General features: G+C 63.6%; 23 protein-coding genes. 13 read left to right on the top strand and 10 right to left on the bottom strand.

Features of this window, described 5'->3' with window-relative positions:
• Window positions 1–128: 128 nt before the first annotated feature.
• Window positions 129–899: a protein phosphatase CheZ gene (locus tag N826_RS08825; RefSeq protein ID WP_244619568.1), complete on the top strand. Its 771-nt coding sequence runs from the start codon at window positions 129–131 to the stop codon at window positions 897–899.
• 100 nt (window positions 900–999) lie between these two features.
• On the opposite strand, the gene urtE is transcribed toward N826_RS08825, so the two are convergent.
• From urtE to N826_RS08795, 6 genes are all read right to left on the bottom strand, one after another.
• A complete protein-coding gene (gene urtE / locus N826_RS08820; protein WP_044427762.1) occupies window positions 1,000–1,695 on the bottom strand; it encodes an urea ABC transporter ATP-binding subunit UrtE in 696 nt (231 codons plus the stop codon).
• 6 nt (window positions 1,696–1,701) lie between these two features.
• The gene (urtD, locus tag N826_RS08815; protein ID WP_084720598.1) at window positions 1,702–2,523 is read right to left on the bottom strand and encodes an urea ABC transporter ATP-binding protein UrtD; all 822 of its coding nucleotides are present in this window, start codon (window positions 2,521–2,523) and stop codon (window positions 1,702–1,704) included.
• On the bottom strand, window positions 2,498–3,655 hold the full coding sequence (gene urtC / locus N826_RS08810; protein ID WP_052830941.1) for an urea ABC transporter permease subunit UrtC: 1,158 nt from the start codon (window positions 3,653–3,655) through the stop codon (window positions 2,498–2,500). The genes urtD and urtC overlap by 26 nt, the downstream gene beginning before the upstream one ends.
• 4 nt (window positions 3,656–3,659) lie before the next feature.
• Window positions 3,660–5,378 (bottom strand): urea ABC transporter permease subunit UrtB, encoded by a 1,719-nt coding sequence (urtB, locus tag N826_RS08805; RefSeq protein ID WP_244619569.1) that lies wholly within the window; start codon window positions 5,376–5,378, stop codon window positions 3,660–3,662.
• 83 nt (window positions 5,379–5,461) lie between these two features.
• Window positions 5,462–6,760 carry an urea ABC transporter substrate-binding protein gene (urtA, locus tag N826_RS08800; RefSeq protein ID WP_186818085.1) on the bottom strand — a complete coding sequence of 433 codons (1,299 nt, stop codon included), beginning with the start codon at window positions 6,758–6,760 and terminating at the stop codon, window positions 5,462–5,464.
• A gap of 211 nt (window positions 6,761–6,971) precedes the next feature.
• The gene (locus N826_RS08795) at window positions 6,972–7,400 is read right to left on the bottom strand and encodes a CBS domain-containing protein (RefSeq protein ID WP_044427955.1); all 429 of its coding nucleotides are present in this window, start codon (window positions 7,398–7,400) and stop codon (window positions 6,972–6,974) included.
• 260 nt (window positions 7,401–7,660) lie between these two features.
• Between N826_RS08795 and N826_RS08790 the strand changes: the two genes are divergently transcribed.
• The 9 genes from N826_RS08790 to N826_RS08750 all read left to right on the top strand — a co-directional run bounded on the left by N826_RS08790 (window position 7,661) and on the right by N826_RS08750 (window position 17,025).
• On the top strand, window positions 7,661–8,266 hold the full coding sequence (locus N826_RS08790) for a MotA/TolQ/ExbB proton channel family protein (protein WP_244619570.1): 606 nt from the start codon (window positions 7,661–7,663) through the stop codon (window positions 8,264–8,266).
• On the top strand, window positions 8,259–8,864 hold the full coding sequence (locus tag N826_RS08785; RefSeq protein WP_044427757.1) for a hypothetical protein: 606 nt from the start codon (window positions 8,259–8,261) through the stop codon (window positions 8,862–8,864). Before N826_RS08790 ends, N826_RS08785 begins: the two co-directional genes overlap by 8 nt.
• Window positions 8,865–8,961: 97 nt before the next feature.
• The gene (locus tag N826_RS08780; RefSeq protein ID WP_044427754.1) at window positions 8,962–9,471 is read left to right on the top strand and encodes a hypothetical protein; all 510 of its coding nucleotides are present in this window, start codon (window positions 8,962–8,964) and stop codon (window positions 9,469–9,471) included.
• Between the two features lie 161 nt (window positions 9,472–9,632).
• Window positions 9,633–11,204, top strand: a complete 1,572-nt coding sequence (locus N826_RS08775) for an ATP-binding response regulator (RefSeq protein ID WP_169789307.1) — start codon at window positions 9,633–9,635, stop codon at window positions 11,202–11,204.
• Between the two features lie 136 nt (window positions 11,205–11,340).
• A complete protein-coding gene (locus tag N826_RS08770) occupies window positions 11,341–12,933 on the top strand; it encodes an ABC transporter substrate-binding protein (protein WP_044427752.1) in 1,593 nt (530 codons plus the stop codon).
• A gap of 125 nt (window positions 12,934–13,058) precedes the next feature.
• A complete protein-coding gene (locus tag N826_RS08765; RefSeq protein ID WP_044427751.1) occupies window positions 13,059–14,072 on the top strand; it encodes an ABC transporter permease subunit in 1,014 nt (337 codons plus the stop codon).
• Window positions 14,073–14,074: 2 nt separating this feature from the next.
• Window positions 14,075–14,992, top strand: a complete 918-nt coding sequence (gene dppC, locus N826_RS08760; RefSeq protein WP_044427748.1) for a dipeptide ABC transporter permease DppC — start codon at window positions 14,075–14,077, stop codon at window positions 14,990–14,992.
• Between the two features lie 39 nt (window positions 14,993–15,031).
• Window positions 15,032–16,012, top strand: coding sequence for an ABC transporter ATP-binding protein (locus N826_RS08755; protein WP_044427746.1), 981 nt, complete (start codon window positions 15,032–15,034; stop codon window positions 16,010–16,012).
• Entirely contained in the window at window positions 16,009–17,025 is a 1,017-nt protein-coding gene (locus N826_RS08750) for a peptide ABC transporter ATP-binding protein (RefSeq protein ID WP_044427744.1), read from the top strand. Before N826_RS08755 ends, N826_RS08750 begins: the two co-directional genes overlap by 4 nt.
• A gap of 17 nt (window positions 17,026–17,042) precedes the next feature.
• On the opposite strand, the gene N826_RS08745 is transcribed toward N826_RS08750, so the two are convergent.
• Window positions 17,043–17,387: a hypothetical protein gene (locus N826_RS08745; RefSeq protein WP_044427743.1), complete on the bottom strand. Its 345-nt coding sequence runs from the start codon at window positions 17,385–17,387 to the stop codon at window positions 17,043–17,045.
• Between the two features lie 188 nt (window positions 17,388–17,575).
• Between N826_RS08745 and glmS the strand changes: the two genes are divergently transcribed.
• The gene (gene glmS, locus N826_RS08740) at window positions 17,576–19,405 is read left to right on the top strand and encodes a glutamine--fructose-6-phosphate transaminase (isomerizing) (RefSeq protein WP_044427742.1); all 1,830 of its coding nucleotides are present in this window, start codon (window positions 17,576–17,578) and stop codon (window positions 19,403–19,405) included.
• A 109-nt stretch (window positions 19,406–19,514) separates the two neighbouring features.
• Here glmS and N826_RS08735 read toward each other — a convergent pair whose 3' ends face one another.
• Both N826_RS08735 and N826_RS08730 read right to left on the bottom strand, forming a co-directional pair.
• Window positions 19,515–20,687: a porin gene (locus N826_RS08735; RefSeq protein WP_044427741.1), complete on the bottom strand. Its 1,173-nt coding sequence runs from the start codon at window positions 20,685–20,687 to the stop codon at window positions 19,515–19,517.
• A 289-nt stretch (window positions 20,688–20,976) separates the two neighbouring features.
• The gene (locus tag N826_RS08730; RefSeq protein WP_044427740.1) at window positions 20,977–21,957 is read right to left on the bottom strand and encodes a S1C family serine protease; all 981 of its coding nucleotides are present in this window, start codon (window positions 21,955–21,957) and stop codon (window positions 20,977–20,979) included.
• 369 nt (window positions 21,958–22,326) lie between these two features.
• On the opposite strand from N826_RS08730, the gene N826_RS08725 reads away from it, so the two are divergent.
• Both N826_RS08725 and N826_RS08720 read left to right on the top strand, forming a co-directional pair.
• Window positions 22,327–24,066 carry a multicopper oxidase family protein gene (locus tag N826_RS08725; RefSeq protein WP_052830939.1) on the top strand — a complete coding sequence of 580 codons (1,740 nt, stop codon included), beginning with the start codon at window positions 22,327–22,329 and terminating at the stop codon, window positions 24,064–24,066.
• A gap of 45 nt (window positions 24,067–24,111) precedes the next feature.
• Complete coding sequence (locus N826_RS08720) at window positions 24,112–24,735, top strand: SCO family protein (protein ID WP_052830938.1); 624 nt, start codon at window positions 24,112–24,114, stop codon at window positions 24,733–24,735.
• A gap of 18 nt (window positions 24,736–24,753) precedes the next feature.
• Here N826_RS08720 and N826_RS08715 read toward each other — a convergent pair whose 3' ends face one another.
• Window positions 24,754–25,455, bottom strand: a complete 702-nt coding sequence (locus tag N826_RS08715) for a hypothetical protein (protein WP_044427739.1) — start codon at window positions 25,453–25,455, stop codon at window positions 24,754–24,756.
• Window positions 25,456–25,460: the final 5 nt, after the last annotated feature.

Here is a 25,460-nt window from a genome sequence, read left to right as displayed (position 1 = left end):
ACAGGATTATCGGCGGCGCGATTCAAGTGATTTTAACACAATATGTCTATTTTTGACCGCGCAGTGAGGGAAAACAACCGACCGGGGCCTCCCGTCCATGGTCGAAGCAACGGCGAGAGCGACAGCGAATGACGGTCAAGACACCCATGCAAGGTGCGCGTAAGCCATTCATGGCCGAGTTGCAGAAGGCTCGCCGGGGCACGGCGCCCGGCGCCGGCTCTGCCGAGCCCTCGGGCCTGCTGGCACTCGCGGCACCCGAGCCGGCCGCCCAACTGGCGCCTGTTTCGGTCGAAGTCGATCACACGCCCGTCCTGCGCGCCGTGGCGGAACTGCATGCCAAGTTCGACCGCTTCATGAGCCATGACCGCAGCGACATCGATCAGATCCAGATCGAGATCGCCGATATCTCCGGCCGCATCAAGGCGACCAAAGCGGAAATGGCTGCACTGCGCCATCCGCTCGCCAGCGAGGACAGGTTCCAGCAGGCATCGGAGGAACTGGGGGCCGTGGTCAATGCGACCGAGGCCGCGACCAACACGATCATCACTTGCACCGAGGAAATCGAAGAGATCATCCACGAGCTGCGTGCCCAGTTGCCGGAGGGCTACCAGTCCAGCCGCGTCAACGACATGAACGAAGCAGTCGTGAAGATCTTCGAGGCCTGCAACTTCCAGGACTTAACCGGCCAGCGCATCACCAAGGTCGTCCGCGCGCTTTCCTTCATCGAGGAACGGGTGGAGGCGATGATGGGCGTCTGGAACAAGCGCGAGTTCGAGACGATGCCGCTGCCTCCCGGCATGGCCGCCAAGGACGGCGACTTGGATCTGCACGGCCCGAACAAGGTCGATAAGGACAAGGGCATGATCAGCCAGGCGGATATCGACGCGCTGTTCGGGTAAGGTTTTGCGGGGGCTATTTCCTTGTCTTTCTTCCCCCTCTCCCCCCAAGAGGGTGGAGAGGGGATTAAGCGAAGAGGGGACTAAGGAAAGAGGACCGCTGTTATACCGTCAGAAACTTCCTGACATCCGCCTCCACCATGCCGGCCTTCGGGCCGGCCAGCACGACTTCTCCCCGATCCATCACGGCGAAGTGGTCGGCGAGGTCGCGGGCGAACTCGAAATACTGTTCGACCAGCAGGATCGCCATGTCGCCCCGGTCGCCGAGCTTGCGGATCACCGCTTCGATCAGCTTGATGATGGAAGGCTGGATGCCCTCCGTCGGCTCGTCCAGGATGATCAGCCTGGGGCGTGTCACCAGGGCGCGGGCAATGGCGAGCTGTTGCTGCTGACCGCCTGAAAGGTCGCCGCCGCGACGGTGCAGCATGCTCTTCAGCACCGGGAACAGCTCGAAGATTTCATCCCCGATCCTGCGGTCCTTGCGGGGCAGGGGAGCGAAGCCGGTCTGGAGGTTTTCCAGCACCGACAGGCGCGGGAAGATCTCCCGGCCTTGCGGCACATAAGCGATGCCGCGCCTTGCGCGCTCGTGCGGGGACAGCTTGGAGATATCCTGACCTTCCCACAGGATGCGGCCGTGGCGGATCGGCTCCAGGCCCAGGACGGCGCGCAGCAGGCTGGTCTTGCCGACGCCGTTGCGCCCCAGGAGGCAGGTGACGCCCCCTTTCGGCGCATCCAGGCCGACGCGCCGCAGGATGTGGCTGGCGCCGTAGTAGAGATCGACGTTCTCGACGGTGAGCATGGTTCTTCAGCGCCCCAGATAGACTTCGATGACCCGGTGGTCGGCCTGGACAGTGTCGATGGAGCCCTCGGCCAGGACCGAGCCCTCGTGCAGGACGGTCACCTTGGCTCCCAATGCCCGCACAAACTCCATGTCGTGCTCGACCACGACGATGGAACGGTCTCGGGCGATTTCGAGTAGCAGGCTGGCCGTCGTCTCGGTTTCAAAGTCGGTCATGCCGGCGACCGGCTCGTCCAACAGCAGGAGCTGGCCTTCCTGCATCAGCAGCATGCCGATTTCCAGCCACTGCTTCTGCCCATGGCTCAACGCGCCCGCTTTCTCCTTGCGGCGGTCGCCCAGGCCGATCACACCGAGGATCTCATCGATCCGCTTGGCCTGTTGCCCGGTCAGGTGGAAGAACAGCGTGGCGAAGGTGCCGCGCTCGGTCTTCAGCGCCAACTCAAGGTTCTCGAACACGGTCAGATGCTCGAACACCGTCGGCTTCTGGAACTTGCGGCCAATGCCGAGATTGGCGATCTTCGCCTCGTCCAGCTTGGTCAGATCGACTTCGGCGTTGAACAGCACGTCGCCTTTGTCGGGCTTGGTCTTGCCTGTGATCACGTCCATCATCGTCGTCTTGCCGGCGCCGTTGGGGCCGATGATGGTCCGCATCTCTCCCTTGTTGATGACGAGGGACAGGTTGTTCAACGCCTTGAAGCCGTCGAAGCTGACCGAGACGCCGTCGAGGTACAGGATGGAGCCGGCGGGCTGGCGAGCCGTCCGGATCGGCGTCGCCTGGACCGGCGGTTCGAGTTCGGCCGTGTCAGGCGCGGTGCTTGCTCGCAGCATTGCCGACCTCCTCTGGTGCGGGTGTGGCTTTCCGGGCGATCCGGGCGCGCATCTGCGCCGCGAAGCCGACGATGCCCTGGGGCAGGAAGAGCGTGCAGACGATGAACAGGGCGCCCAGGAAGAACAGCCAGAACTCCGGCGCCGCCCCGGTGAAGAAGCTCTTGGCGCCGTTGACCGTGAAGGCCCCGATGATCGCGCCGAACAGCGTGCCACGCCCACCTACCGCGACCCAAACCGCGATTTCGATCGAGTTGCCGGGCGACATTTCCGACGGGTTGATGATGCCGACCTGCGGCACGTACAAGGCGCCCGCGATGCCGGCCAGGATTGCCGACACCGTGAAGACGAACAGCTTGGCGTTGGTCACCGAGTAGCCCAGGAACCGGACCCGGCTTTCGGCGTCCCGGATCGCCATCAGGACCCGGCCCAGCTTGGACGTGACGATGAACCGGCTAATCAGGTAACCGAGAGCCAGCACCACGGCGGAAGCGACGTACAAGCCGATGCGGGTTCCCTGCGCCTGGATATTGAAGCCCAGGATTTCCTTGAAATCGGTCAGGCCGTTGTTGCCGCCGAAGCCCATCTCGTTGCGGAAGAAGGCCAGCATAAGGGCGAAGACCATCGCCTGCGTGATGATCGAGAAATAGACGCCGGTGATGCGGGAGCGGAAGGCCAGCCAGCCCAGGACGTAGGCCAGCAGGGCTGGGACCGCCATCACCATCAGCGCCGCGAACCAGAACTGGTCGAAGCCCCACCAGTACCACGGCAGTTCGGTCCAGTTGAGGAAGACCATGAAGTCGGGTAGGTCGGGATTGCCATAGACTCCGCGCGTCCCGATCTGGCGCATCAGGTACATGCCCATGCAGTAGCCGCCCAGGGCGAAGAACGCGCCGTGGCCGAGGCTCAAGGCCCCCGCATAGCCCCAGATCAGGTCGAGGCTAAGCGCCAGCAGCGCGAAGCACAGGTACTTGCCGAGCAGGCTCAGCATGTATGTCGGAACGTGGAACGGACTTTCCGGCGGCAGCGTCAGGTTGAGTACCGGGACCAGGACGATGGTCAGAACCAGCAGGATCAGGAAGACCTGCCAGCCCCTGCGGGACTCCAGGCTTGCGAGGCGGGACATCAGCAGCATGGTATCAAGCCTCCGCGGCCCGGCCCTTGAGCGCGAACAATCCGCGTGGCCGCTTCTGGATGAACAGGATGATGAAAACCAGGATCAGGATCTTGCCGAGCATCGCGCCGGCATAGGGTTCCAGGAACTTGTTGAAGATGCCGAGCGTCATCGCTCCGGCCAGCACGCCCCACAGGCTGCCGACCCCGCCGAACACCACGACCATGAAGCTGTCGACGATATAGCCCTGGCCCAGATTGGGGCTGACGTTGCCGACCTGGCTGAGCGCCACGCCCGCGACGCCGGCAATACCGGAGCCGAGGCCGAAAGTCATCGCATCGACCCAGCCGGTACGGATGCCCATGGCGGACGCCATGCTGCGGTTCTGCGTTACGGCACGCATCTGAAGACCGAACGGGGTGTAGCGCAGCAGGGCAGCCAGACCCGCCAGCACCATGATCGCGAAGACGATGATGGCGATGCGGTTATAGGTCAGGACCATGCCGGGCATCGCCTCGACGGCGCCGGTCATCCAGCCGGGGTTGGAGACTTCCTTGTTGGGAGCGCCGAAGATCGCGCGGACCAGTTGCTGAAGCATCAGGCTGATGCCCCAGGTCGCCAGCAGGGTTTCCAGCGGACGGCCGTAGAGGAAGCGGATGATGCCGCGCTCCATCGCGACGCCGACGGCGCCGGCGACCAGGAAGGCGGCGGGGATCGATATTATCAGGTAGAGGCCGAAGAACTCCGCCGGGATGTATTCGCGGAAGGCCTGCTGGACGACGACGGTGGTATAGGCGCCCAGCATGATCATCTCGCCATGCGCCATGTTGATGACGCCCATCACTCCGAAGGTGATGGCAAGGCCAATGGCGGCCAGCAGCAGGACGGAGCCCAGGCTGATGCCCTGGAACAGGTTCAGCGCCAGTTCGGTCAGCATCAGCCGGGTGTCGATGCGTCCGAGCAGTTCGGTCGCGGCTGCGCGGATCTGCGGATCGGGTTCGGCGAAGGTGCCGTCGGGCTTGGTCAGGGTAAGCGGTGTTACCAGCGCCCGGACCTCGGGGGTCAGGCGGCTCGACAGGTCCTTGATGGCGGTCAGGCGCTCGCCGGGGTCGGCGCTGCTCAGGCTCAGCTTGGCCAGCGTCAGGGTCAGGGCGGCGCGGACGTCCTCGACCTGCTCGCGGGCAAGGGCATCACGGAGTAGCGGGACGGTATCGGGGCTTTCCGAGCGGACCATGGTCTCGGCGGCGGCGAGACGCTTGGCCGGATCGGGGTCGCCGATCTGGAGCCGGCCGACCGCCGCGCCGACGGCTGTTCTGATCGCGTTGTTCGCGTTGATGCGCGTCAGGTCGCGGCTGGTGGCCGGTCCCAGCGCCTCGCCGGTCGCGGCGTCGGTCAGGGTGATGTCCCGCCCGCCGCTGCCGGTCACCAGCCGGCCGTCGGCCTTGCGGGTATAGAGCTGGTTGTCGGCCATCGCTTCCAATACCGGAATGGCGCGGCTGTCGCCCAGCCTCCCCAGCGCCTCGATCGCGGCCGCCTTCTCGGCGAACCCCGGCGACGCCAGACCCGCGATCGCGTCGGTATACGCGTCGGCCCTCGCGGTCGAGGCCGCGAAGGCGCCCAGCGTGATGCCGCAGACGACGAGGCCGGCAATCATGAACGCGGCCATGAAGGTGGCCATGAAAGCGGCGCGGAGGCTGTGCCAAACGCGTCCGGCATTCGATGGGCTGGAATGTGACTCGGTCAAAGCGCTTATCCCCCGGCACGACCCGGTTACGACCACGCCCTTCCCACGGCGTCAGCCACGGGAAGGGCGGAGGTGATGTACTGTTACTTCGCGTAGGCGCCGAACTTCGGCTCGGTGCAGTTGCCGCAGACCCAGGGGAAGGTCCAGTCGGCGGTCAGCTTTGCGGACTCGGGGATGTAGGGGCTCCAGGCGGCGCCCTTGATCGCGTCGTCGGTCTGCGACACGACCGAGAACTGGCCGTCGGACTGGATCTCGCCGATCATGACGGGCTTCGACAGGTGATGGTTGGTGTTCATCACGACGTCGTAGCCGCTGGGGCTGCGCACCTTCTGGCCGTACATGGCTTGGCGGACGGCGTTGACGTCGGTCGTGCCGGCCTGGAGGACGGCCTGGGTCCACATCTTGAAGCCGATGTAGTGGGCTTCCATCGGGTCGTTGGTGACGCGCTTGTCGTTCTTGGTGAAGGCGTGCCACTGCTTGATGAAGGCGGCGTTCTCGGGAGTGTCGACCGACATGAAGTAGTTCCAGGCGGCAAGGTGGCCGACCAGATTGGACGTGTCGATGCCGGCCAGTTCTTCCTCGCCGACCGAGAAGGCCACGACCGGGATGTCGGTCGCCTTTATGCCCTGGTTCGCCAGTTCCTTATAGAACGGCACGTTGGCGTCGCCGTTGATGGTGGAGACGACGGCGGTCTTCTTGCCGGCGGATGCGAACTTCTTGATATCGGCGACGATGGTCTGCCAGTCGGAATGACCGAACGGCGTATAGTTGATCAGGATGTCGTCCTTGGGCACGCCCTTGGAGATCAGATAGGCTTCCAGGATCTTGTTGGTCGTGCGCGGATAGACGTAATCGGTGCCGGCCAGCACCCAGCGCTTGACCGATCCGCCTTCAGGGCCCATCAGGTATTCGACCGCCGGGATCGCCTGCTGGTTGGGAGCGGCGCCGGTGTAGAAGACGTTGCGGGAGGATTCCTCGCCTTCGTACTGCACGGGATAGAACAGCAGGCTGTTGGTCTCTTCGAAGACCGGCAGGACCGACTTGCGGCTGACCGAGGTCCAGCAGCCGAACACCGCCACGACCTTGTCCTTCTGGACCAGTTCGCGCGCCTTTTCGGCGAACAGCGGCCAGTTGGACGCGGGATCGACCACGACGGCCTCGACCGGCCGGCCGAGCAGTCCGCCTTTCTTGTTGAGGTCGTCCACCATCATCATGATGGTGTCTTTCAGCGTCGTCTCGCTGATCGCCATGGTGCCGGAGAGCGAGTGAAGCACCCCGACCTTGATTGGTTCGGCTGCCTGTGCGGCGCCGGCCAGCAACGCTGAAACGGCCACCGCGCAACCCATCGCGGCGGCCCTGATCCTGCCACTTATACGTACCATGCTCTCAGCCTCTTGGTTTTTTAGTTTGTTCCAAGCTGCTGAGAGCAAATTCGAGGCCAATGCATTTTTAGGGCGGGCAACAGCTTGCTGCCTTGCTGCCCGCCTTATCATTCCGAGGTATGCCTCGAATGAAGCGCCTAAATTACAAGCATCAGGTCAAATTTCGGGCATTTCGCCCGAAATCGTATGCAAATTGGCCTATGCTGTCTCGTTAGGTGTTGGATGGTGAACTGGATATGTCCTGCACCGTCTGGCCGACGATATCGTCGTCGCCGGTCCTGGCCGCCAGATCGCCGAGTGAAACGATGCCGACCAGCCGCTTTTCGCTGTTCAGCACGGGCAGGCGGCGGATATCGTTGTTGGCCATCAACTCGGCGGCTTCGCTGCTGTCCTGGTCCTCGAAGCAGTAGACCAGCCCCTCACCCATCGCTTCGCGAACGCGCACCACCTTGGGATCGTGGCCTTCGGCGACCGCGCGGATCGTGATGTCGCGATCCGTCAGCGTGCCGACCAAGCGGTCGTCCTGGCCTACCGGCAGGAAGCCGGTATCGGCGTCGCGCATCTTCCGCGCGGCGTCGCGGAGCAGCGTGTCGGGATGGACAAGTTCGATGTCCGTGGTCATCAGGTCCCGGATCTTCATCGTCTTCTCCATTCGTGTATCGGATGGTTGTCCCGGACAGGCGTCTCCGGCGACGCCGTCCGGTCTTGCGCGCTCCCAACCGGAGGTTCCGCCCGATAGTTCCCAGGAACTTTCATCCATCCATTCCGTTGCTGGTGTGACGGCCCAGGTCTGTACTTTCGATCGGACGGACTAGTCGCGGCGCCTGAACCGCTTAAAACAAAGTCCGCAACCCGAGTGACCCCGTCGTGCCTCAATTCCAATCATGGAGGGGGTTGCGCATGCACCACTGGTTATTGTGGAGCCGATTCGTCGCTTTGAACATGGTCGGCGTCGCCGGACTTTTCCTTGTATGGGTAAACGGTTGGGTAAACCGGATCCTGGTCGCCGACAGCAGCGGCATCAGCGTCCTGATCTTCGCGATCTTCCTCGTGGGCCTGATCGCCAGCGGATGGCGCATCAACAAGGTCACGCAGGAACTGGACAACCTCAGGAACGGCAAAGGTTCGCTGGAAGAGGGCGGCAGGCTGTCCGCTTACCGCCGTGCCCTGGAAACCGGCGGAAGCAGCGCCACCCGCGCGCTGGAACTGCGGCTGTTTTCCCGGATCGCCTTCATCCGTCACTTGGCCAACGTACTGGTCCTGCTGGGTCTTGTCGGCACCGTCGTGGGGTTCATCGTGGCGCTGGCGAACGTCAACGCACAGAGCGCCGGCGACGTCAACGCCATCGGCGGCATCGTCGGCTCGCTGATCGAAGGCATGGGCATAGCGCTCTACACGACCCTGGTCGGCTCGGTGCTCAACCTGTGGCTCGCGGCGAACTATCAGCTCCTCGCCACCGGTACAGCCAATCTCGCCGCAGCACTGATCGACGCCGGCCATGCATGATCCATGGGACAGCGGCGACGACAGCGGCACGGTCTTCCGGGACGTGATCCTCCTGGCACTGGCGGGCTTCGTCTTCATCACGGTGCTGCTGCTGCCGCACATCAACCCGAAAGCCAAACAGGGGGAGGGCTCGACCGATCCTCCCGGCAACGTGATCGCCGAGATGCGCTGGGACGACAAGCTGCGCACCGACGTGGATCTTTGGGTGCAGGCGCCCGGCGACGTGCCGGTCGGCTACTCCAACAAGAGCGGGCTGATCTTCAACCTTCTGCGCGACGATCTCGGCAGTCACGCAGATCCGACCGATGTCAATTTCGAGACATCCTTCAGCCGCGGCATTCCTCCTGGCGAATACACGGTTAACGTCCATCTGTTCCGGAACCTCGAAAACACTTACCCTATCAATGTGCGGGTCGTGGTGCGGGTGAAGACCGACAACGAGGCCGGAGCCCGGCCGATCGCGGCGACCACGGTAAGACTTGACCGGGAGGGGCAGGAACTAACCGCTTTCCGGTTCAGTTTGACCGAGAAAGGCGAACTCGTACCAAATAGTATGAACAGCGTGTTCAAACCGCTGCGATCGGCAAAGACTTACTGAAGAGAAAGACTGTTTTAAGAAAAAACGTACCTAAACAAAACTCATGGGGCATTCGTTGAGACGCTGAACCGACACTCGACCTCGTCAGGAACCCGACATGGAAAACTTGACTTACCTGTTCGTCTTCGTCGCGTCCGTCAGTCTGATGCTTGTTCTGGTGGCATTGCGCTGGACCCACTCCCGCCTTGCCAGGGCCTTGATCCTCGCACTCTTCGCCTTGCTGCTTCCTGCCGCCTATGCCGCTCCCGCATCGCTGCTGGGACGCGCCAAGCCGGTCAGCCTGGAATGGCTCGGCGCCCACGTGCAGGAGGCTTCGATCCTGAGCGCATCCTATGTCGAGGGTGAAGCGATCTACCTGACCCTTCAGTGGGGGCAGGTCCCCAACCTCTACCGCATTCCCTGGGACCGCAACACCGCCGAGCAGCTTCAGCAGGCGATGCGCGATGCTCAGCGCGACGGCAGCACCGCCATGATGCGCCTGCCATTCGAGCCGAGCTGGGACCGGAGCGAACCGCGCTTCTATGCCCTGCCTCAACCGAAGATGCCGGACAAGCCGGCGCCGGACGGAAACGGGATCGAGTATAAGCGGCCTGGTCAAGCCGCCTGACCTCCGCCCGGACCTGTCGAGTGTCTGGACCTAAAGTATAGCGTCCCTCAACCGTATGGGCATATTCCGGTGCTGCTCCCAACGATGATGCGTGTTAGGCTAAATCGGGTAGGATCGGCAACAAAGATAGTTTCCCGGATATGCAAATGGATAATGGGGGCGTGGCAAAGACCGGTAAGGCTTTCCACCATTCCCTTGTCGGCTTCGTCGAACTGGCTGCGCAGGTGATGAATGCGCGGGCGGCGGTACTTTGGATAGCCGGCAACGACTCTGCCGGTGTCGCGGCCGCTACCGGTTTAGGCATGGATGGAGCGGACGAGGATATCCAGACCTTGGGCCGCTCCATCGCCGATTGGGACAGGCTGCTGGACGAAGACGCCGCGGACGATCAGGTATCGGGACAGGACTTGGCGGGATACCGGGTTCTGGCCGGCGTGCCGGTCGCCGATCCGGACGGCGAGCGGCTGGGCAGCCTGTGGGTCTTCGGGCCGTCCTTCGGGAAGTCGGACGACGACGGGCGGATCGCCGATGCGCGGGAGAGCATAAGCCGGATCGCCGGACTGATCGGCACCGACATCGCCAGCCGCGTCGCATCGGACGGACAGCTGGCGGCGGCGCGTGCCGAAGCGGAGCGTGCGACGCGGTCGAAATCCCGGTTCCTGTCTGCCGCCAACCATGATCTGCGCCAGCCCTTCCAGGCGATCCACCTGTTCCTCCACCTGCTGCAATCCAAGGTCAGCGATCCGTCGCAGCAGTCGCTGGTAACCCGCATCCAGGAAGCGGTTCAGTCGGGCGAAACGCTTCTCACGTCTTTGCTGGAACTGTCGTCGCTGGAGGCCGGCAACGTCCGTCCGGCTGTCGTCCAGGTGCCGGTGAACGACGTACTGGAGAAATTGATCCGCGAGTTCGACGGACCCGCCGTCGCAAAGGGACTGCGCCTGCGCTTCATGCAGTGCGGCGCCGTCGTCACGACCGATCCCGCACTGCTGGAGCGGATGCTGCGCCACCTTATCGGCAACGCGATCCGCTTCACCGCCAAGGGCAGTGTCATGGTCGGCTGCCGGCGGCGCGGCAACCGGATCAGGATAGAGGTGTGGGACACCGGCTATGGCATCCCGGAAGACCGGCAGGCCGCCATCTTCGAGGAATTCACCCAGATCCCCGGTCCGGGATCGCGCGATCGGGGCCGTGGCCTGGGGTTGGGACTTGCCATCGTCGAGCGGATCGCCAACCTGCTCGGCCACTCCATCGCAGTGCGGTCCGTTCCCGGCAGGGGATCGGTATTTTCAGTGACGTTGCCGGCACACCGGGAAGTCTCTGAAGCGAACGGCAATTCCGCGGCACCCGTTTCGGTCCTCGTGATCGAAGACGATCCCGTGCAGCTGATGGCGATCCGGTCCGTTCTCGAAAGCTGGGATTGCCGCGTGCTGAGCGCGTCCAGCGGGGCGCGCGCGCTGGCATCGATAGGCATGAAGGATCAGCCCGCTCCCGATCTGGTGATGGCGGAACTTCGCCTGAACGGCGGGCATTCGGGCTTGGAGGTATTGGCGGAAATCCGGCGCCAGATGGTAGCGGAGGTGCCGGCGATCCTGATGACGTCCGACAGTGCCCGTGAACGTACGGCGGAGCTGACGGGAGCCGACGTGTCCGTGCTGGTCAAGCCTTTCGGTCCGGAGCACCTCCGCAACGCGATGGAAGCGATGCTGGCGCGGCCGATCGGGGCAAGACGGTAAATTACTATTTGAAACTATCGCCGGACATTGACAGTTAAGCTCCCGGTAAGGTTATTCTACGGCTTGTGGCGTTTCGGCGCGTCTTAAATGATGGCCAAAAGAGCTGACAAGAAAAGACCCTTACAGGAGGCTTATAATGCATCATGCACTGCGCGGGGCTGCTTTCGGGCTGGCTATCGCGGCGGGCTTCGCTTCACCGCTCGCGGCTAAGACACTCGTTTATTGCTCCGAGGGCAGCCCGGAGGGTTTCAATCCTGCTTTTTTCACCGCAGGAACGACTTTTGATGCCACGTCCCGGCAGGTGTTCGACAAGCTGGTCCAGTTCGAGCGCGGGACGACCAAGATCGTGCCGGGCTTGGCGGAGTCCTGGAGCGTGTCGGAGGAAGGTCTGGAATACACCTTCAAGCTGCGGAAGGGCGTCAAGTTCCACACATCGAAGACCTTCAAGCCGACCCGCGACTTCAACGCTCAGGACATCATCTTCACGTTCGAGCGCCAATGGAAGAGCGACAACCCGTATCACACCGTTTCCGGCGGCGCGTACGAGTATTTCAACAGCATGGACATGCCCAAGCTGCTGAAAAGCATCGAGGCGGTGGACGACTATACCGTCAAGATCACCCTGAACGAGCCGGAAGCGCCTTTCCTCGCCAACCTCGCGATGGACTTCATGTCGGTCCAGTCGGCCGAGTACGCCGACCAGATGGCAAAGGCCGGCACCCAGACCAAGGTGGACCAGGAGCCGATCGGAACGGGACCTTTCCAGTTCGTCGGCTACCAGAAGGACGCCGTCATCCGCTACCGGGCCAACGAAGCCTATTGGGGCGGCAAGGCTCCGATCGACACCCTCGTCTTCTCGATCACGCCGGACGCTTCGGTCCGCTACGCCAAGCTGAAGGCGGGCGAGTGCCACGTGATGGCCTATCCGAACCCGGCTGATCTGGCGGCGATGAAGACCGACCCGACGATCAACCTGATGTCGCAGGAAGGCCTGAACGTCGGCTACCTCGCCTTCAACACCGAGAAGGCTCCCTTCACCGACGTCAAGGTCCGTCAGGCCCTGAGCATGGCGGTCAACCGCGACGCCATCATCGAGGCGGTCTACCAGGGCGCCGGCAAGAAGGCCAAGAACCCGATCCCGCCGACGATCTGGTCGTATAACGACAAGGTCGAGGACACCAAGTACGATCCGGAAGCGGCCCGCAAGCTGCTGGCGGATGCCGGCTTCCCGAACGGATTCGAGACCGACCTGTGGGCGATGCCGGTCCAGCGTCCCTACAACCCCAACGCCCGCCGCATGGCCGAAATGGTCCAGGCCGACTGGGCCAAGATCGGTGTGAAGGTGAAGATCGTCAGCTACGAGTGGGGCGAGTACCTGCGCCGCACCAAGGACGGCGAACACCAGACCATGCTGATGGGCTGGACGGGCGACAACGGCGATCCTGATAACTTCCTGTACGTCCTGCTCGGCTGCGAAGCCGTCGGCAGCGCCAACCGTGCCCGCTTCTGCTACCAGCCGTTCAACGAGTTGCTGATCAAGGCGAAGCGGACGCCCGACGTGGCCGAGCGCACCAAGTTCTACGAACAGGCCCAGGTCGTGTTCAAGGAGCAGGCGCCCTGGCTGACGGTGGCTCACTCCGTCGTCTACGAGCCGATCCGGAAAGAGGTCAAGAATTACAAGATCGATCCGTTCGGCGGCCATATCTTCTACGGCGTGGACATCAACTAGCAGCAACTAGCAACGTTCAAGAGATGTTGTTGGGCCACGGCCCAACCTACGGGCATCCGCTTTGTAGGTTGGGTCGTGGCCCAACAACTTGACGCCCCGGCTTTTCCGTAACCTAAAAGCTGACCATGTTCCGTTTTTTCCTGACCCGGTTCAGCCTGATCATTCCGACATTCATCGGCGTGACACTGCTGACCTTCGCGCTGATCCGGCTGGTCCCCGGCGACCCGGTCGAACTGATGGCCGGCGAGCGCGGCATTTCTCCGGAACGCCATGCCGAGTTGCGGGCCGCCATGGGGCTGGATAAGCCCCTGCTGGTCCAGTACGGCGACTACATCCTCAACGTGGTCCAAGGGGATCTCGGCAACTCCGTCGTGACCAGGACTCCGGTGCTGGACGAGTTCATGACGCTGTTCCCGGCGACCATCGAACTGTCGGTCTGCGCGATCCTGTTCGCCATGATCGTTGGATTGCCGCTCGGCATCCTGGCGGCCGTCAAGCGCGGCTCGATCTTCGACCACAGCCTGATGGGCATCAGCTTGACCGGCTATTCGATGCCGATCTTCTGGTGGGCGCTGCTGCTGATCCTGCTGTTCTCTGTCAACCTTGGCTGGACGCCGGTCTCGGGCCGCATCTCAGTCATGTACTGGGTCGAGCCGGTCACCAACTTCATGCTGATCGACGCCCTGCTGTCGGACGAGGAGGGGGCCTTCAGCTCGGCGCTGTCGCACCTGATCCTGCCCGCGATCGTGCTCGGCACCGTCCCGCTCGCCGTGATCGCACGCATGACGCGCTCGTCGATGCTTGAGGTGCTGGGGGAGGACTACATCCGTACCGCCCGTGCCAAGGGGCTGGCTCCCCTCCGGGTCGTGGCCCAGCACGCGCTGCGCAACGCGCTGATCCCCGTCGTGACCGTCATCGGCCTTCAGGTCGGCGTCCTATTCGCCGGCGCCATCCTGACCGAGACCATCTTCGCGTGGCCGGGCATCGGCAAGTGGCTGATCGAATCCGTCGCTCGCCGTGACTATCCCGTGCTTCAGGGCGGTGTCCTGCTGGTCGCCGCCGTCATCATGATCGTCAACCTGCTGGTCGACCTGACCTATGGCGTTCTCAATCCGCGCATCCGCCATGGGGGGCACTGACCATGACCGTCGAATCCCAGATCGACGCCACGCCACGGGAACCTCTCCCCACAGCCCGGCCGCCCTCCGCCTTCGGTGAGTTCTGGCACTACTTCGCCCAGAACAAGGGCGCAGTCGCCGGGTTGGTGGTGATCCTGATCGTCACCTTCGCGGCTGTCTTCGCCGACCTGATCGCACCCTATTCGCCGAACGAGCAGTTCCGCGACGCGATCCTCCAGCCGCCGTTCTGGGCGGAAGGCGGCTCGTTCCAGTACCTGATGGGGACAGACGACGTCGGCCGGGACATCCTGTCGCGCATCATCCACGGCGCCCGCCTGTCGCTGCTGATCGGCGCCATCGTCGTCACCCTGTCGCTGGCGGTCGGCGTCGTCCTGGGGCTGATCGCGGGCTTCGCGCGCGGTGTTACCGATGTCCTGATCATGCGCCTGTGCGACATCATGCTGGCGCTGCCGTCGCTGCTGCTCGCCATCGTCATCGTCGCCGTCCTGGGTCCCAGCCTCACCAACGCGATGATAGCGATCTCGCTGGTCGTGCTGCCGCACTACACCCGCCTGACCCGCGCCGCCGTCATCACCGAACTGTCCAAGGACTACGTGGTGGCGAGCAAGGTGAGCGGCGCCGGCGTGCTGCGCCTGATGTTCATCACAGTGCTGCCCAACTGCACGGCGCCGCTGATCGTGCAGGCGACGCTGGGCTTCTCCACCGCGATCCTGGACGCGGCGGCTTTGGGCTTCCTCGGCCTCGGCGCCCAGCCGCCGACGCCCGAATGGGGCACCATGCTGGCTTCGGCGCGGGAGTTCGTCAGCCGGGCGTGGTGGGTCGTGACCTTCCCCGGCCTAGCGATCCTGATCACGGTGCTGGCTTTCAACCTGCTGGGCGACGGGCTGCGCGACGCGCTGGACCCCAAGCTGAAGCGATGAGTTCGTTCAACGGAACCCGATACCTGATGAAGGGCTGTCATGCCTTTGCTTGATATCCGCAACCTTTCCGTCGAGTTTTCGACCCGCGCCGGCAAGTTCCGCGCGGTCGACGGGATCGACCTGACGGTGGACGAGGGCGAAGTCCTCGGCATCGTCGGCGAGTCCGGCTCCGGAAAGAGTGTGACCTCGCTGGCCGTCATGGGCCTGATCGCCAACAACGGCCGCGTCGTCGCCGACAAGATGGAGTTCGACGGGCGGGACCTGCGCACCCTGACCGAGCGGCAGCGCCGCAATCTGACCGGCAAGGACGTGGCCATGGTGTTCCAGGAACCCATGACCAGCCTCAATCCGTGCTTCACCATCGGCTTCCAGATCATGGAAAGCCTGAAGGTGCATGAGAAGCTGGGCCGGTCCGACCGCCGCCGCCGCGCCATCGAACTGCTCGAGAAAGTCGGCATCCCGGCGCCCGAAAGCCGGCTGTCGTCGTTCCCGCACCAGCTTTCCGGCGGCATGAACCAGCGCGTCATGATCGCCATGGCGATCTCCTGCAACCCGCGCCTGCTGATCGCCGACGAGCCGACGACCGCTCTCGACGTGACGATCCAGAAGCAGATCCTGGACCTTCTGCTGGACCTCCAGAAGGAGCGCGGCATGGCGCTGATCCTGATCACCCACGATATGGGCGTGGTCGCGGAAACCGCCCGCCGCGTCTCCGTCATGTATGCGGGGCAGGTGGTCGAGACGCGCTCCGCCCGCGACCTGTTCACCCATCCGCAGCATCCCTATACCGGAGCGCTGCTCGACGCGCTGCCGGAGCGGGCGCTGGGCAAGCGCCGACTGCCGACCATACCCGGCGTCGTCCCCGGCATATCGGACCGTCCCAACGGCTGCCTGTTCAACCCGCGCTGCCGGTTCGCTCAGGACAAGTGCCGTCGCGAAGGCGTACCGCTGTTCCCGGATGAAAGCGGGGCCGCGCGCTGCTTCTATCCGTTGCAGGTAACAGGAGGAGTGGCAGCATGACCGCCGTTTACCAGACACCCGCCGCTCCGACCGCCCGCGTCCAGCGCGAAACCGTGCTGGATGCCGTCGACTTGAAGAAGCACTACCGGCTGAAGCGCGGTCTGTTCCGCGCCGACGCCACCGTCAAGGCGGTGGACGGCGTCTCCTTCGTGCTCCAGACCGGCAGGACGCTGGCGGTGGTCGGCGAGTCCGGCTGTGGCAAATCGACGCTCGCCCGCATGGTGACGCTGATCGATCCGCCCACATCCGGGGAACTCCGGTTCGACGGCAAGGACATGACGGTGGGGAGCCGCGAGGAAGCGCGCACGCTCCGCCGCAAGGTCCAGATGGTGTTCCAGAACCCCTATGGATCGCTGAACCCGCGTAAGCGCATCGGCACGATCCTGGAAGAACCGCTGGTCATCAACACCAAGCTCAGCCGCGCCGAGCGGCGCGAACGCGCCGTCGAGATGATGGGCAAGGTGGGTCTGCGCCCGGACCAGTACGAGCGGTACCCGCACATGTTCTCCGGTGGACAGCGCCAGCGCATCGCCATCGCGCGTGCCCTGATGCTGAACCCGCGCGTCGTGGTCGCGGACGAACCAGTCTCGGCCCTGGACGTCTCGATCCAGGCCCAGGTGCTGAACCTGATGGTGGACCTTCAGGAGGAGTTCGATCTCGCCTACCTGTTCATCAGCCACGACCTCAGCGTCGTCCGTCACATCGCCGACGACGTCATGGTGATGTATCTGGGCCGGCCGGTCGAGCACGGCCCGAAGGAAACCATCTTCGCCCATCCGCGCCATCCCTATACGCGGGCGCTGATGGCGGCGACGCCGCGCGTCAATCCTGCATTGCGCCAGGACGCGTCACCGCCGCGCGGCGAGCTGCCGTCGCCGCTCAACCCGCCGTCGGGCTGCCACTACCACAAGCGCTGCCCGCACATGACGGACCGTTGCGCCGTGGAAGTGCCGCCGCTGCGCGAGGTGGATGGCAGGCGGGTCGCCTGCCATTACGCCGAGCAGATGGAGTAGGAGGGGACTGCCGCCGCTCAGTGGTCCGAGCGGTGCAGGATCTTGTCGGCGAGGCCGGTGTCGTAGCCGACGCCTTCGGGCGTCAGGACAAGGGCGCGGGGGAACTGGGACTTGATCAGGCCCTTGCGCTCCAGCGCCACCCAGACGGCGGGATTGGCCAAACCGTTCGCGTCCGAAGTGGAAACGACGGCGTCGCCCATATGGAAGTGATTGCCGTGGGCATGCGGGAACTGATCGACCAGCAGCGAGCCTTCGGCCTCCTCTGGTGCTGGCTGGCCGATCAGGCGCCCGAGTTCCTGGATCAGCGTCAGGGTCTTGAGCTGCAAGGGATTCAGCTTCAGCGGGTTGGTTCTGGGCGGCATGGTCGGCCTCGGCTTCTGATGAAAAAGAGTTACAGGGACATACCGAAAGACCGGCGCCGAATCCAGCGCTCCCCGAGCGGTCGCCAATGCGCAACAAACTGAAACATAAGTTTACTTGGGCCAAGACATCGCGCTATGGCAGTAAGGTGCGGTGCAAAATCGAAGTTTAAGATTTAGGCGAACATAAAATGTGCGGTATTATCGGTATCATCGGCAAGAACGAGGTCGCTCCCCTTCTGATCGAGGGTCTGCGGCGGCTGGAGTATCGCGGATACGACAGTGCCGGCGTTGCGACGCTGGTCAACGGCCGGATCGACCGACGCCGGGCGGAAGGCAAGCTGGTCAACCTCGATCGCCGCGTCCAGGAGCAGCCGCTGTCCGGGACCATCGGCATCGGCCACACCCGCTGGGCGACCCATGGCGGTCCGACCGAAACCAATGCCCATCCCCACGCTACCCGCAAGGTCGCCGTCGTTCACAACGGCATCATCGAGAACTATCAGGACCTGAAGGCCGAACTGGAAGGCCATGACCACCTGTTCGAGACCGAAACCGATACCGAGGTCATCGTCCATCTCGTGACCTACTACCTGGACCGGGGCCTGGGTCCGGTCGAGGCGACGGCTGAAGCTCTCAAGCGCCTGGAGGGCGCCTTCAGCCTGGCGCTGATCTTCGCCGGGGAGCACGACCTGATGATCGGCGCGCGTCGCGGCACGCCGCTGGCGGTCGGCTACGGCAACGGCAATGGCGAGATGTATCTGGCGTCCGATGCCTTCGCGCTGGCGCCGCTGACCAACCGCCTCACTTATCTGGAAGACGGCGACTGGGTCGTCCTGAACCAGGGCAACGTCGTGGTCCGCAACGCGACGGGCGAGCAGGTGGAGCGCCCGATCAAGCTGTCGGCTGTGTCCGGCGCCATGATCGGCAAGGGCGAACACCGCCATTTCATGCTGAAGGAGATCTACGAGCAGCCGCAGGTGATCGGCGACACGCTCAACGCCTTCGTCCAGGCGACGACCGGCCATATCACGCTGCCCGACCTGCCGTTCGATCTTGCGGCCATCCCGCGCGTGACGGTAGTCGCCTGCGGCACCGCCTTCTATGCCGGCATGGTGGCGAAGTACTGGCTGGAGCAGATCGCCCGCGTTCCGGTCGAGCTGGATATCGCATCCGAGTTCCGTTACCGGGAAGCACCGATGCCGGAAGGCGGCCTGGCCTTGTTCATCTCCCAGTCGGGCGAGACGCTGGATACGCTGGAGGCGCTGCGCTACGCCAAGCGGCAGAAGCAGCATATCCTATCCGTGATCAACGTCGCGGAAAGCACGATCTCGCGCGAGAGCGATGCGGTGCTGTCGACCCTGGCCGGTCCCGAGATCGGCGTCGCCTCCACCAAGGCCTTCACGACGCAGCTGACGGTGCTGGCCTGCTTCGCCATCGCGGTGGCTCGCGCCCGCGGCACGATCACCCGCGAGCAGGAAGCGGAAATGTCCACGGCGCTCCGCGAGGTGCCGGCCCGCGCGGTTGACGTGCTGAACCACGACGAGCGCCTGCGCCAGCTGGCCCACGACGTGTCGGAAGCCCGCGACGCCTTGTATCTGGGACGCGGCACCAGCTATCCGATCGCCCTGGAAGGTGCCTTGAAGCTGAAGGAAATCTCCTACATCCACGCCGAGGGCTATGCCGCCGGCGAGATGAAGCACGGCCCGATCGCCCTGATCGACGAGAACGTCCCGATCATCGCCCTGGCTCCGAACGATGTCCTGTTCGAGAAAACAGCGTCGAACATCATGGAAGCGGCGGCCCGGGGCGGCAAGGTGCTGCTGCTGTCCGACGCCAAGGGCGTCGAGCGGATGGGTTCCAAGGTGACCTGGACCGTGACGCTTCCCGAAGTCCACGCCTTCGTCGCACCGATTCTCTACGCCATCCCGATGCAGTTGCTGGCCTATCATACGGCGGTGATCAAAGGCACCGATGTCGATCAGCCGAGAAACCTCGCGAAGAGCGTCACGGTGGAGTAATCCGGAAACATCGCCGACGGCATACTGGCGATGAGACGGACATGAAAAATGGCGCGGCAACCGAATGCCGCGCCATCGTCCGATCCGTCCGGGACTGTCGTGAGCCGGATTAGAAGTCGAGGCGGGTGCTGAAGACCGCCACGAAGCCTTCGTTGCTCGCGGTCGTCACGCCACCAAGGGCATCGACGTTCCGCAGGTCCTCGTCCACATACATCACGTCCGCCTGTACCGTCAGGCCGGCCGCGATCGTGTAGGCGACGCCGCCGCCATAGGTCTTGTAGGACGAGGCGTAGGTGGACGGCAGGCCGGTGCTGACATCGGGACCGCCCTTGAAGCCTTCGGCATCGGCATAGGTGAGACCGATCGCGACCGGGCCGGCCGTGTAGCTGGCGCCGACATGCCAGGCCGTGCTGTCGCCCGATGTCGCGGGGGCACCGGAAACGGCGTTGTAGTCGTCGGCGTCGATATAGCCGCCGCCGACCTTGAACCCGCCGTAGCCGACCTGGGCACCGGCCTGCCAAGCGAAGAAGTCTTCCAGCGACGGCCCGCCGACGGTACCGAGGTCCTGACCCGTCGCCGTGCTGGCGGTGGCGCCCAGCGCCAACGAGAAGCCGGAGAACTCACCGGTGTAGTTGGCGCCGAATTCCCAGAAGTCCTTGTAGCCACCAGCCGTCTTCAGCGGCACCACGTTCTGCGCTTCGCTGTCGCTCTGGGTGGCATAGCTGACACCGGCCTGGATACCGGCGAAACGCGGCGTGATGTACATGACCTTCGTGGAGTCTCCGGCGTCCGGTGCCTGAACGAGGCTGCCGGTCGGTGCGCCGCCAAGGGCGAAGCCGGCCAGCGGACCGGCATCCGGGGTTACGGCCAGGAAATCGTAGGCGTCGCCGTCGATCTGCTCGATGCCGACCAGGGGAGCATAGATGGCAAGCGTGTCGGCCGCGCCGTCGAAGTCGCCCAGTTCGATACGGCCCCAGGTGCCGCCGATGTAGACCGAGGCTTCGTCGGTGCCGACCCCGGTGTCGCCGCCGCCGCCCGTGCTGTTCTGCAACTCGATCTTGGCGCCGTACAGCAGGCCGTTGTCGGCCTTGCCATCGGCGCGGACGACGATCTCGGTCTCAAGCTGGAACTCGCGGCTGGTCCGGTTGGAAGCGTCGTCGTCGTAATAGGCGCCGAAGAACTCGGTATAGCCACCCAGGCTGACGACAAGCTGCGCCTGGGCGCTTTGCGCATACAGAGCCGCGGCGGTAATGGCCGTGCCGGCGAGAAGAGCTTTTTTCATGACAGGTCCCTGATCGGATCGGAAAGTTTCGGCTTCACGAGGTAGATGAAACTCACGATTTGGATCAGACGCAACAATAACAACAAACGATGATGATCAAGCTGCATTCATGGTGCAATACGGCAACAATATGATAGAATTACGATAAAAGGCACCTGAGTAAGAGCCGATTTTAGTCAATATTGCCGTTTAATGATGCGCCATTACTAGTGGTTTATTGAGCTCTATATTTGGTAACTCGGTCGGGTGTGTTGGGGTATGATCTTTATCACTACGACAAGCTGGAGCCTTAATGTAGGGGGGCAGCTTTCAAGAACCGCGCCCGGTCGGCCGAAGTGACCTTGACATCGAACACGTCCCCTTCGCGGTCGAGCGTCAATGGAATATCGACACCCGCTTCGCCCAAGGCCCACATCGCGCGGTAGAAGCCCGCTACGGACTTGATCGGATTGCCCGCCACCGCGCGTATGGCGTCGTCGGCCTTCAGGCCCGCCCGGCGCGCCGGCCCATCGCCAGCCAGTCCGATGACGATGACCCGGTCGTTCGCATCCTCGCTCGTGTAGAGACCGAGCCAGGGGCGAACGGGACCGGCAACCCGGCCGATCGTCAGCAAATCGTCCAGGATCGGCTTCAAGGGATCGATCGGCACGATCATGTTGAGCGGCAGGATATCGCCACCTGGGGCCTGATGCTGAAGTTGAAGCGATCCGATGCCCAGCAGGTCGCCATGCGGGCCGATCAAGGGCGCGCCGCCCCAATGCGGATGGGCCGGAGCGGTGAAGATCGCATCGTCCAGCAGGTATTCCCAGTAACCGGCGAATTCCTGACGTGCGACCACCTGCGCCGCGATCGAGCGGGTCGGCCCGCCCGCGCCTCCGATGACGACCTTCGTGCCCGGCTTCAACTTGCCGGAGTTTCCCATCAGCATGGCTGGCACGCCCAGCGGCGCCAGCGCCTGAACAAGTCCGAAACCCGAGGTGTAATCGTAGGCCAGTACATGGCCCGCCACCGCACGCCCATTCGCCGCCGTCAGCCAGACCTGCTCCGCTTCCGTGATCAGGTACCCGATTGTCAGCACGAGACCGTCGTCGCGGATCACGACACCCTGGCCCAATCGCTCGGTGCCCAGAGACTCCGCGGTGAAGGCATCGGCCGGTATCGTGGCACGCAAGGATACGATCGAGGAAAGCGCGATATCGAGGTTATAGTCCAGCGACCGGGGGTCAGGCTGAAACTCCGGCGGGATTTGCCAAGAATCAGATGATCGCATCGAATACCTCGCAGTCGGCGGCCCCCGGCGCGGGAGCACCTTCATAACAAGGTAGGGCGCCGATAATGTCCTGTGTAGGGAAAATTAACTGCCGGGAGGAATGCGGACATCCGAACCAAGCGCACAACAAGACACTGCATCACTTTTCCAGCGTCGGAACAAACCCGATTGCGCATTCTTAAATTAATTTAATCCCATAATTTCCGCTAACGTTCCCCGGATGTTTTACCTCCCTGAAATCCGGAATTTTCGCCGCTCGTGGCACGTCGCCTTGGAAACCGCCTGGTGAAAGACTTTTAGACAAGTCTTCCTGATCGAGGCGTTCAAACCGCCTTAGTGGCGGTCGGTATCCACGGATGGAGGCGATAAGTGGTCAGGCACGACATCGAGAGCCAGCGGGAGCGCGCCCGCCTGAACCGGATGGAAATCATCGACGCGAAGCTGTCCCGGCGCGAAATGATGAAGTACGGCCTGCTGACCGCGGGGGGCGCGCTGGTCGCCAAGAGCGGGCTCAGCATCCGGGCGGCCTCCGCCGGCGGCGCCGTAACAAGCCCGGCCACCACTCCCTTCATCGAGCCGATGCGCGTGCTGACGCCGCATTCCGGATCGCGGTTGCAGGACGATCTGGATCATTGCACCGCCACGGTATCCGACGATCCCAAGGAGGCCGCTCGCGCCGCCCACCAGCTCTGGAAGGGCAACGAGCCGCAGGTCGTCTACAATTTCACGCAGAAGCCGCGCCTGTACCGGCCCCATCCCAAGCTGGCCGAGCAGAACATCTGGACGTTCCGCGACTTCAACAAGGACACGGAGTCGCCGCTGACTATGATCCACGCTCGCTACGGCGAGCCGTCCATGGTCTACAGCCACAACGAATTGCCGGCGAACCACAAGGGTTACGGCAACCCCATGGTCACGACGCATCTCCACAACGCCCATAACGCGTCGGAAAGCGATGGCAACCCGACAGACTATTTCGGCCCCGGATCCTACAAGACCTTCCATTACCCCAACATGTACGCTGGCGGCGACGAGCGCGAAGCCCTGGGCTTCCTGTGGTTTCACGACCACTGCATGGACTATACCTCGCAGAACGTCTATCGCGGACTGGTCGGCACCTACCTGCTGTTCGACCGCTACGACAGCGGCAACGAGGAAGACACGGACTCCAAGGCCATCCGGCTGCCCAGCGGCAAATACGACGTGCCCCTGGTCATCGAGAACAAGGTCTATGACAAGAACGGCGTCGCCTATTTCGACCTGTTTAACCTGGACGGCATCATCGGTGACAAGTTCCTGGTCAACGGCAACGTCCAGCCGTATTTCGAGGTCGACCGCCGGCGCTACCGCTTCCGGCTGCTCAACACCGGGCCGTCCCGCTTCTACCAGTTCAAGTTCAGCAACGGCATGAAGTTCTGGCAGGTTTCCAACGACGGCAACCTGCTGCCTTTCCCGATCGAGCGCGACAGCGTCAGCATGTCGGTCGCCGAGCGGATGGACATCGTCGTCGATTTCTCGGGCGTTACAGACAACATCGTCTATCTGGTCAACGTGCTGGAGCACAAGGACGGCACCGGCCCGACCGGCAAGATCCTGTCGACCGGCGTCGGCGACAAGATCCTCCAGTTCCGGCTTGGCGCCAAGGTGACCGACAACAGCCGCGTGCTGACCAAGACGACCGAATTGCGGCGGCTGCCCGACATCAACATGAGCGAGGTCAAGAAGGAGCGGAACTGGACTTTCAACCGCCGCAACGGCGCCTGGGTGGTCAACGGCGAGCTGTTCAACCGCAACGTCGTCAATGCCCGCTGCCAGAAGAACACGGCTGAGATCTGGAACATCACCAACGCCTCGGGCGGCTGGTCGCATCCGATCCACATGCATTACGAGGAATTCCAGATCCTGTCGCGCAACGGCGTCCCGATCAAGGACGGCGATCCGGAGAAGTCCCGCAAGGACGTGATCTGGCTGCACCCGAACGAGACGGTGAAGATCTTCGTCCGGTTCCGCGACTTCACCGGCAAGTATCCGCTCCACTGCCACAACGTCGTCCACGAGGACCACGCCATGATGGCGCGCTACGACGTCGTGGACGACGCGTCCTCCTGATCCGGCGTTCGATTTTCACAGGTGTGGTTCAGGAGGGATGAAGCGATGGACATGCGCAGACGGCAATTTCTGGTGAGCAGTGCGGTGATCGTCGGTGGCGTCCTCCTGGGCACCACGATGGCGGACCTGATCGCCCCGGCGGAGGGCGAGAGCTTCGACGGTTCTCCTGACGGCAGGTTCCCCAATATCGTGCTCCACGGGCACGATGGCGGGGCCTACCGCTTCTATGACGACTTGATCCGCGACAAGATCGTCCTGATAAACATGTTCTTCACCGGCTGCGGCGACATCTGTCCGCTCAGCACCCAGCATCTGGTTCAGGCCCAGGAGATGCTGGGCGACCGGGTCGGCCGCGACATCTTCATGTATTCCATCACTCTCAACCCCGAGCTGGATACCGAGCCGGTGATCAGGGACTACGCGGAGACATATGGCGTCGGACCCGGCTGGCTGTTTCTGCGCGCGTCGAGAGACGATACCGAACTGCTCCGCCGCGCCCTTGGCTTCGTCGATCCCGACCCGGCGCTGGATGCCGACCTGGAGACCCATATCGGCGTTGTGAAGTTCGGCAACGACGCCATAGGCCGGTGGGGGGCATGTCCCTCCTTCGCCGACGCCGAGGAGATCGTCGCCGGCGTGCGGACGCTGGACCCGATCAAGCGGACTTGAAGCCGCCGGCCGGGGTTTCTACTCGCGCGGGGCCAGCGCCGACAGCACCACGCGGGCTCGGACCACCAGCTTTTCCGATACGTTGACCGGTCCGTCCTGGCCCGGCGCCGCGGCCATCGCCATCGGCTGCATGTCCTCGCGGGTCTTGCGGGCATAGGCCATCGGCGGCTGGTCGGCGAAGTCGATGTTGCCCATGCGGAACTTGCGGCCGGGGAAGCTCCGTTCCAGCGCGTCCAGTTCGGAGGCCGCCTTGCCGTAAATCTCCGCGCGGAGGCGGGCGCGGACCGCTTCCGTCTCGCCGAGCGTTGGGGTGAACTCGATCGATCCGATCCGGAGCTGCAAGCCAGGCCGGCTGGCCTGCTTGGCCTTATCGGCCAATCCTCCCAACGCGTTTTCCGCCAGACGGGCCTCGGCGACGGCGCGCCAGCGTTCCAGGCCGGCCTGATCGGTCGAACGATCGAAGCTGACGATCTTCCAGTCGGCGCCGGGCGTCAGCCCGCCGATCGCCTTCAGGAGATCGGACCGCTGGGTGCCGGCGTCGGCTCCCGAGGCGGCGGCGTCGGCGGAGACGGTCACGCGGGCGGTTTCCGTGCCGACCCAGTCTTCCGCCGTGAGGTCGAGCACGACCTGATCCATCACGGGAGGCGGGACCTGCGCCGATGCTGGAAGCGTCAGCGCCAGGGTCAGGCAGAATGCCAGCGGGGAAAGGACTCGCATCATCGGGA

The organism is Skermanella aerolata KACC 11604 (genome assembly GCF_000936425.1).
Classification (GTDB): domain Bacteria; phylum Pseudomonadota; class Alphaproteobacteria; order Azospirillales; family Azospirillaceae; genus Skermanella; species Skermanella aerolata.
This window is presented reverse-complemented; position numbering and strand designations above follow the sequence as displayed.